Below are 8,122 nucleotides of genomic sequence, written 5' to 3' on the forward strand. Positions count from 1 at the left end.
GGCAAAGGCCAGGATGCTGGTGGCGAGGCCGCCGGGGGACGGAAGCAGAATCCATTTCCACAACAGGGCCACAACGATCGGACTCATCGCCCAAGGCACCAGTAACACGGTGAGCAACAGGCGTCCCCGGGCGCCGAGCTGGCGCACGCCCAGGGCCACCAGCAGCGCCACCGGAACGGCAAGCGCCAGCGATCCGAAGGTGAAAGTCAGCGAGCGACCGATGGCCTGCCAGGTAGAGGGAGACTGAAAAAGTACGATGTAGTTCTCAAGCCCAATGAAGCCGTCGTCCTGAAAGAAAAACACCTTTCTCAAGCTCAAGTAGAAGCCGTAGAAAGCCGGCAATATATTGACTGCTATGACCAAACCTAGGCCGGGGCCGACCAGGGCGACACCGACCCGGCGCGCGGTTCGGTTGGCCGCCTCGATCGAGCGCGGCATGACCTGGCCAGGGTGCCTGGCGTCCGTGTTGTGGCCAGGGTTTGCCGGCATCACCAGCCCAGCGACGCCTTGGCCCGTCCCAGGATCGCCCTTGGCGCCTCCTCGGTGCCGATCAGTTCCTGCAGTGCACCGTTCAGCACGGTGAACAGTTTCGTCACATCGGGGAGCTTTTGCGGAAATACCATGGCGCCCGGGCTTGAAAGGATGGAAACGAACTGGGCGATATTCGAGGCCTCTGGCTGCTTGAACCATGAATCGGACATGACCGACCTCCGGTCCGGCACCAGTCCAGCCGTCTTGGCCCACTCCATGGAGGCTTCGGGACTGTAGAGCGCCTCCAGGAACGCGGCGGCCGCCGCCTTGTTTTCGGACTGGGCCGAAAGCCCGACGGTCCAGTACGGGCCGAGCAAGGCAGCTGGCGGGCGGTCACCGAACGCTGGCCAGGGTGAGATGGCAAGCTCGTTGGCGTTGTAGCCGGCTGCGATGGACTTGTATTGTTGAAAGCGCGGCGTAAACGCCTGCGCCATCGCAAATCGGCCGGCGGCGAATTGGTCCTGGATGTCGTCACCCATGGCATTGAGCAGCGTCTTGGACAGCGCCTTGTTCCTCACCAGGGCCCTCACCGTGTCGGCAGTTTCCAGGGCCTGCCCACCCAAAAGGTCGATCTGCCCGGTGGCGGGATCGAAGATATTCGGGCCAAAGCCCGTCATCATGTTGATGAAGGCCGAAACGCTGTTGTCGCTGGTAGGAAGGCCGAAACCGAGCCGGTCGCCTTTGGTCAATCTCCCGGCGGCAGGAGCGAACTCTTTCCATGTCAGGGGTGGTTTCTCGAGCCCGATTTCGCGCAAGGCGTCCTTGCGGTAAAAGATGGTCTGGGCCGGCGAGGGCCAGAGTGGCAGGGACTGTAGCTTGCCGTCGTAGACTGACTTGCGGACGAAAACCTCGTACATGTCAGGGATTGCCGTTCGCTTGAAATCCGCCGACAGCACTTCATTGAGATCGGCCAATACGTTGCGGCTCACGACCAGACTCAGAAACGTGTCGCGCATGAAGATCAGGTCCGGCGCGCGTCGCTGCGCTGCGGCAGCAACGAATTTGGTCTCCAGTTCCTGGAACGGCTGTGATTCAACGACCACGGATACCCGCGGATTGGCCGCCTTGAACCGATCAATGATGCGCTTGAGAACCACCTCGCGCGGGGACTTGCCCTCGGCGCTGAGAAATGTCCAGAGCCTCACGCTGGAAGCGGGAAGTCCCGATGCCGGTTGGCCAATAGCCGCTCCATTCAGGAACGGCAGAACGGCGCCGGCTCCCGCCATTTTGACGATGGTCCGGCGATTCAAGGGGATTCGAGGTGTCATTTGGGTGTCCTTTCATTCGGGCTAGGGGGTTTGGCTCCATCAATAACCAAGGCGCGGACGTCTGGCCCCGATCGGAGACGCTGATCCTGGGCGAGGCCAGGTGCTTTGGGTGCGTCGGAGGGCTGGTTTCCCACTGATCTACCCATGCTTTGGTGACGATCAAGAACGCGGCCGATCAAGCGCGCACGTCCGTTGAGCAGATGGCGACGAACCATCGAACGAGCACGATCGGGGTCGCGTTCAGCAATGGCGGTAACGATGTCGCCGTGCTCGACGCTGATCAACTCCCGCCGCTCGCTCAGAGTGAAGATTCCGCTTGCGCTGGTGTATTTGTTCCAGCGAAAGATGTGCGCCGCGAGTCGCCCGACGGCCTCGATCAATGGGGGGTTGTGGGAGCACCGAGCAACAGCGGCGTGAAAAGCGGCGTCTTCGCTGACCGCGAATTGATTCGACAACTTTTCAACTAGTCGCTCTTGTGCGATGCGCAATACGGCCAGATCGGCCTCGGTTCGCCGCTCGGCCGCCAGTGCCGCGACCTCGCTTTCCAGCGCAATCCGGAATTCGTGCCAGTCGACAAGGTCTTGGATCGAATCAATAACCGATAACTTCACCAGTTGTGGCGAGTTCTGCGCGATCAAAAATGTCCCGCTTCCCCTGCGCGAAATGGCCCTGCCATCAGCGCGAAGGTGCGCCAGGGCATCGCGGATGCTTGCGCGTGAGAGGCCGAGCATTTTGACGAGTTCGACCTCGGATGGCAGACGCGCGCCGTCAACCATGCTTTCGCCTTCAATTAAGTCCTGCAGCAACCGATAGGCTATATCCGACCGGCTTTGGGGTTCCCTCTGATTCATCAATCTTTTGCGCTTTGACACGCCTAAAGTTATTCGACTACTTTAAACTTTATCATACTAATTGCGCCCAGAATGCTTTTACTCGGACAATTTTTGCGGAAGTGGTGCGGATGAAGGTGTTGGCGACCGTCTGCCTTGGCAATCGGATTGCCCGGTTTTCCATTGCATCTTTCAAGGAATTTAGGAATGGCAGGTTTTTGGGACTTCATCATCGTGGGCGGTGGTTCAGCGGGCTCGGTACTCGCCAACCGCCTGTCCGCAAACAATGCCAATCGGGTGCTGCTGCTGGAGGCGGGGCTGGACCATCTGCCGGGTCAGGAGCCGGAGGAGATCAAGGATGTCTACCCCTACCGCGCCGCCTTCAATCCGGACTACCAGTGGAAGGGGCTGAAAGTCTGCTTCGAGCCAGTTTCCCAAGGCACATCACAGCGACCTCCCGCCAAACCGTACGTCCAGGCGCGGGTCATGGGCGGTGGTTCGACCATCAACGGCGAACTCGCCAACCGTGGTACGCCCGACGACTACGATGAGTGGGCTTCGCTTGGGGCAACGGGTTGGTCCTGGGACGCGGTTCTCCCATACTTCCGCAAGCTGGAGAATGACCTGGACTATGAAGGGCCGATGCATGGGCGTGACGGCCCGATCACGGTAAGCCGCGTTCATGAAAGCCAGTGGCCGGGCTTCACGCGTGCCGCTGCCGCAGCGTTCGAAGCCAGCGGCTACTCCAACATCGGGGACCAGAACGGCCGGTTTGACGATGGCTGGTTTCCGATGACGCTCTCAACCGATCGCAAGCAACGGAGATCGGCTTCCATGGGTTATCTCGATGCGGCCACTCGGCGCAGAAACAATCTGGAAATCCGCTCCAAAAGCCACGTAACGCGTATCCTCATGGATGGTTTGCGCGCGATCGGGGTCGAGGTTGGCGGTGCGGCGATCATGGGCAGAGAAATCATTCTGTCCGCCGGTGCACTGCTGTCACCCGCAATGCTGCTTCGGGCGGGCATCGGAGATGACTCGGAATTGAGAAGTGCCGGCGTAGCGCCGATTCACGCGCTACGCGGCGTCGGTCGAAATCTCCGCGAGCATCCGTCGCTGGCAATGGCGTCTTGGATCCGTCCCGCCGCGCGGATGGGCGAGACGCCTCGCCGCCATGTCCAAATGGCATTGCGCCACACGTCCCACGAGTCATGGAGTCCGCCCAATGACATGTTCACCGTAGTGGTTGCAAAGTCCGCATGGCACCCGATCGGAAGGCGCCTGGGCTCCCTTTTCACCTGGATCAACAAGCCCTATTCCTCAGGGTTCCTGCGGCTGAGGTCTCCGGACCCGGAAACATTCCCGGAAGTCGCTTTTGAATTGTTGTCGGACTGGCGCGACCTGGTACGCATGAAGTCGGCGGTACGGCAGCTGGCAGCGTTTTACGCCTCGTCGGCCATGCAGGGCGCCTCGGCCGACCCGTTCGTGGCGATACATGGCGCGATGGCAGCGATGGTCGGCAAGATCAACCTTCGGAATTGGCTTTTAACGCTTGGGCCGGCACTGCTGACGGATGGTCCGCGCGCGTTGCGCCGCACGGTGATCGACCAGTTGCTGGCGCCAGGCAACAAACTTGCCGAGGCGTTGGTCGACGACAGGGCTCTGGAGCGGCTGGTGCGGAAATACACCATCGGTGGCTGGCATCCCAGCGGAACATGCCGCATGGGTCCAGCCAGCAATCCGGATGCGGTCGTCGACCCGGTGGATGGGCGCGTGCATGGAGTAGCGGGGCTGCGCGTCGTCGACGCCTCGCTGATGCCCACAGTACCTCGCGCAAATACCAACCTTCCCACCATCATGATCGCCGAGAAAATGGCAAGCAGCATTCTGGCGAACAAGCAGATGTGAGCGCGAGCGGGTTCGCCTTGTCTGGTGCAGCAGCATGCCGCGACGTTCTTCGCTCAGGCCGAAGAGACCACCGCTGCCGACCTGCCGCAGTTCGTCAAGGACGAGTTCGACGCCTTCCTGGAGTGCGGCATCCTGGCGTACGGCTTCTTGCGCCTGCGCTGCGGCGACTGCGGCCACGACAAGTTGCTGGCCTTCAGCTGCAAGCGCCGGGGGTTCTGCCCCTCGTGCGGAGCCCGACGCATGTCGCAGACCGCGGCGCATCTGGTAGACCACGTCATCCCGCACGTGCCGGTGCGCCAGTGGGTGCTGTCGCTGCCCATCCCGCTGCGCGTGCTGCTGGCCGCGCAGCCCAAACTGGTGACACCCGTGCTGCAGGTGGTGCACCGCGTGATCACGCGCCATCTGCTCGGGCAAGCCGGACTCACGGCCAATCAAGCCGACAGCGGCGCCGTCACGCTGATCCAGCGTTTTGGGTCGGCGGCCAACCTCAACATACATCTGCATTGCCTGGTGCTGGACGGGGTGTACCGGTGCGGCGCCGATGGCGTGCCGGTGTTCGTCCAAGCCGTTGCGCCCAGCGACGACAAACTGCACGCGCTGCTGCACACGGTCATCGCCCGGCTGATGAAGATGCTCACGCGCCGGGGCGTGCTGGTCGAGGAGATGGGCCAGATCTACCTGGCCGACCCCAACGCTGACGGGGACGAAGCGCGCACCCTGCGGCCACTGCAGGCGGCGGCCATCACTTGCCGCATCGCCTTCGGGCCGCGTGCCGGGCAGAAGGTCTTGACGCTGCGCGGCGCGATGGCGCGCGAGGGCATGGCGCGCGAGCTTCTGTGCTGCGACATCGACGGGTTCAGCCTGCACGCGGCCGTGCGGGTCGACGCGCACGAGCGCAAGCGGCTGGAGCAGCTTTGTCGATACATTACCCGACCGGCGCTGGCAGACGAGAGAGTGCAGCTCAACGATGCAGGGCAGGTGGAGCTCAAGCTCAAGACCCCCTGGCGCGACGGCACCACGCACCTGGTGATGAGCCCGCTGGAGTTCCTGCAGCGGCTGGCGGCGCTGGTGCCACGGCCCAGGCTGCACCTGATCCGCTTCCATGGGGTGCTGGCTCCGAACGCGAAGCTGCGCTCGCTGGTGGTGCCGCAGGGGCCGCCCAAGGATGAGGAAGCGCCAGGCGTTGCCGCATCTGGCGTCCAGTGCGAGGCCCAGACCGCCCAAGTTGGGCCCGGACGCATCAGCTGGGCGCGGCTTCTCAAGCGGGTGTTCGATATCGACATGCAGCGCTGCCCGCACTGCGGCGCCGGGGAGCTCAAGATCATCGCCGCCATCCTGGAGCGGCCGGTGATCGAGAAGATCCTGAGCTATCTGGGGTTGGATCCGCAGCCGCCGCCCAAGGGTCGGGCGCGCGAGGCGGGGCCGCACTTCGCTGCTTGAGCCGCTTGCGCTGTCGGATACCTATCGCTGCGGGCTGCGGGTACCCTGCAGCCGGGGTGGCGCTGCGCGCTGTGTCGGCAAGCCATGGCCAACATCAGGGTCACCCATTAGCCGACCTCCGTCAATAGACAAAACCCACCCCCCCGCGTCCCGAAGGCCGCGGCACGTCCCCCTTCTTCAGTTTCTTGTATTCGTTGTCGTCGAGCACCGCATCATCAGTTCTTCGCGCACTTGGTTCTCGAGTTGTGGTTGCGCCGTTGCGCACCAGTCACCCATCAGGATCAAGCCGGGCTGCGCCTCGCGGTTCAGCCAGGCCCTGGCTGCGTTGCAGCCCCAGAAAACCCTCTGTGCCCCCGCGCGTCCAGTCGACGCGGCCCGCTTCGGACCGCACAACTCTCGTGGCTTCGCTCTGAGCTGCGGGAGCCTCGAGCGATCCAACCCCATATGGCTCGCGCGGCGGGCGCAACGAACTATCGAAACGGTGGCGGGATCGGCGCGCTGCGTGCAATCAACCCTCATGGTTGCTCCAACCCTTAAATGGCACTGCCGCGGCCGTCCCATGGAAATCCTCTCCAAGTCCTCTGGTTACCCGAACGCCCGCGCGGCCTCGAACGGCTTGCCGTCCTTCATCACGTGGTAGCACGCGCGCGCCAACTTGTGCGCTACCGCCTTGATCGCCACCACCGACAGCTTGGTGGTGCACTTCTTCTGGTACCAGCGCTTGATCAGCGCGTCGTAGCGCACCGCGAAGTGCGCTGCCTCGCTGAAGGCCCAGGCGAGGTACTTGTTACCGCACTTGGCGTTACCTTGACCCTTCTTCTTGCCGTTGGATTCGCGCCGGCTGTCCACCGTGCGCGCGTAGGAGGCGAAGTCCCCGGGTGAGGCAAAGCGCGTGATGTCGCCGGTCTCCAGCGCGATGGTCAGCGCCAACGTCACGCCGATGCCGCTGACGGTCTTGAGCGCCTGGTAGTCCTCGCGCAGCTTGGCTTTGGCCAGCACGCTCGATTCGAGCACGCGGACTTGCTCGTCAAGGCAGCGCATCACCGCCAAGTTGGCCTTCACGGCGGCGGTAAACATCAACAAACCGCTGCAAAGCACCAGCCCGAAACCGGCGATCGTGACCGACAGCGCCAGTTTGGCGAGCTGCCGCATGGGCGGCTCGGGCCCCAGGCCCCACACCCGCAACTCCAGCAGCCAATGCACGGTCCTCGACCCGAAACTTCCAAGGCGTTCTTCGGCGGCAAGTCGTCAGGACCGGCCGATGAGCTCACGGCCTCAGCGCGCCATACAAGTCGATTTAAGCATGGGCAGAAACATGGGCAGAAAAACAAAACGGGCTGCAAAGGCCAGTGTTTATTGGCTTCGGGAGGGTGTCTTTCACATCATGCCCGCTAGACCTCATGGAATAAGCTTTTTCTGATTTTGAGAATCAGAAGTACCCCCAAAAATACCCCCACGAGGATGTCGCCATCCGACTTGGCAGGGGTTCGGCCGCCGATGCCAAATCCGGCCCCGGACCGAGTCAATGCAAGCCACCAGGGAGGCAGCCATGATAGAGTGCGTCATGGCTGATCGAAAAGTCATCGACGATACGCACCACATCACGCGAAAGCGTGGAAATGGTCAGCTTCGACGTGAAATTTGGGTTGATGCGCAAGGTCAGGTGACTCGGTACAACCTTGCGTACATCAACCATGCACTGCACGCTGGTGACAACGGGCGCGTGGTGGGTTATGACAACCAGCATGGGTATCACCACCGGCACTATTTCGGTGTTGTGGCTGCGGTTGAATTCACGAGTTTTGACGACATAGAAGATCAGTTCCAGGCCGATTGGGCCGCACTCAGGAGAACAGCATGAAAAATGTCACTCTCAGGGCAGGTAACGAACAAGATTTCTTTAGCAGAGGGAAGGTGTTGGCACGATTGGCTGACGCTGGTCAACCGATGCCAGAGGAGCGTACTGTCAGTTTTGAAGATCCTGCCGATCTGCTGCGCCTGCTGACTGCCAGCCGACTGGAAGTGTTCCGCAGCGTCAAGGCTGAACCGGGTTCGATCACAGTCATCGCTGGGCGATTGCAGCGCGATCGCAGCGCGATCGCAGCGCTGTCAAACGCGATGTAGACCAGTTGGCACAAGTTGGCC

General features: G+C 62.1%; 8 protein-coding genes. 4 read left to right on the top strand and 4 right to left on the bottom strand.

The genetic code is table 11. The annotated features are described in order from the left end of the window. The 3 genes from RMO57_RS07145 to RMO57_RS07155 form a co-directional block, all read right to left on the bottom strand. The coding region (locus RMO57_RS07145) for a carbohydrate ABC transporter permease (protein WP_414896387.1) at window positions 1–438 on the bottom strand (438 nt) is incomplete at its 3' end. A 50-nt stretch (window positions 439–488) separates the two neighbouring features. Beyond that, window positions 489–1,799, bottom strand: a complete 1,311-nt coding sequence (locus tag RMO57_RS07150) for an ABC transporter substrate-binding protein (RefSeq protein WP_310385379.1) — start codon at window positions 1,797–1,799, stop codon at window positions 489–491. Continuing rightward, window positions 1,796–2,650, bottom strand: coding sequence for a FadR/GntR family transcriptional regulator (locus RMO57_RS07155; protein ID WP_310385388.1), 855 nt, complete (start codon window positions 2,648–2,650; stop codon window positions 1,796–1,798). Before RMO57_RS07155 ends, RMO57_RS07150 begins: the two co-directional genes overlap by 4 nt. A gap of 186 nt (window positions 2,651–2,836) precedes the next feature. On the opposite strand from RMO57_RS07155, the gene RMO57_RS07160 reads away from it, so the two are divergent. Further along, window positions 2,837–4,537: a GMC family oxidoreductase gene (locus tag RMO57_RS07160; RefSeq protein WP_310385380.1), complete on the top strand. Its 1,701-nt coding sequence runs from the start codon at window positions 2,837–2,839 to the stop codon at window positions 4,535–4,537. Between the two features lie 24 nt (window positions 4,538–4,561). Further along, on the top strand, window positions 4,562–5,977 hold the full coding sequence (locus RMO57_RS07165) for a transposase (protein WP_310385381.1): 1,416 nt from the start codon (window positions 4,562–4,564) through the stop codon (window positions 5,975–5,977). Window positions 5,978–6,562: 585 nt separating this feature from the next. On the opposite strand, the gene RMO57_RS07170 is transcribed toward RMO57_RS07165, so the two are convergent. After that, window positions 6,563–7,180: a transposase gene (locus RMO57_RS07170; protein WP_310385382.1), complete on the bottom strand. Its 618-nt coding sequence runs from the start codon at window positions 7,178–7,180 to the stop codon at window positions 6,563–6,565. 361 nt (window positions 7,181–7,541) lie between these two features. Here RMO57_RS07170 and RMO57_RS07175 point away from each other — a divergent pair, with 361 nt between their 5' ends. Both RMO57_RS07175 and RMO57_RS07180 read left to right on the top strand, forming a co-directional pair. Beyond that, entirely contained in the window at window positions 7,542–7,838 is a 297-nt protein-coding gene (locus tag RMO57_RS07175) for a toxin-antitoxin system TumE family protein (RefSeq protein ID WP_310385384.1), read from the top strand. Then, window positions 7,835–8,101: a transcriptional regulator gene (locus RMO57_RS07180; RefSeq protein ID WP_310385386.1), complete on the top strand. Its 267-nt coding sequence runs from the start codon at window positions 7,835–7,837 to the stop codon at window positions 8,099–8,101. Before RMO57_RS07175 ends, RMO57_RS07180 begins: the two co-directional genes overlap by 4 nt. Window positions 8,102–8,122 lie beyond the last annotated feature (21 nt).

It is taken from the genome of Roseateles sp. (genome assembly GCF_031397715.1).
Classification (GTDB): Bacteria; Pseudomonadota; Gammaproteobacteria; order Burkholderiales; family Burkholderiaceae_C; genus Paucibacter_A.

Coding starts and splice junctions, on each gene's coding strand:
- RMO57_RS07160 (WP_310385380.1), top strand. CDS start 2,837: ATGGCAGGTTTTTGGGACTTCATCATCGTGGGCGGTGGTTCAGCGGGC.
- RMO57_RS07150 (WP_310385379.1), bottom strand. CDS start 1,799: ATGACACCTCGAATCCCCTTGAATCGCCGGACCATCGTCAAAATGGCG.
- RMO57_RS07180 (WP_310385386.1), top strand. CDS start 7,835: ATGAAAAATGTCACTCTCAGGGCAGGTAACGAACAAGATTTCTTTAGC.
- RMO57_RS07155 (WP_310385388.1), bottom strand. CDS start 2,650: ATGAATCAGAGGGAACCCCAAAGCCGGTCGGATATAGCCTATCGGTTG.
- RMO57_RS07175 (WP_310385384.1), top strand. CDS start 7,542: ATGGCTGATCGAAAAGTCATCGACGATACGCACCACATCACGCGAAAG.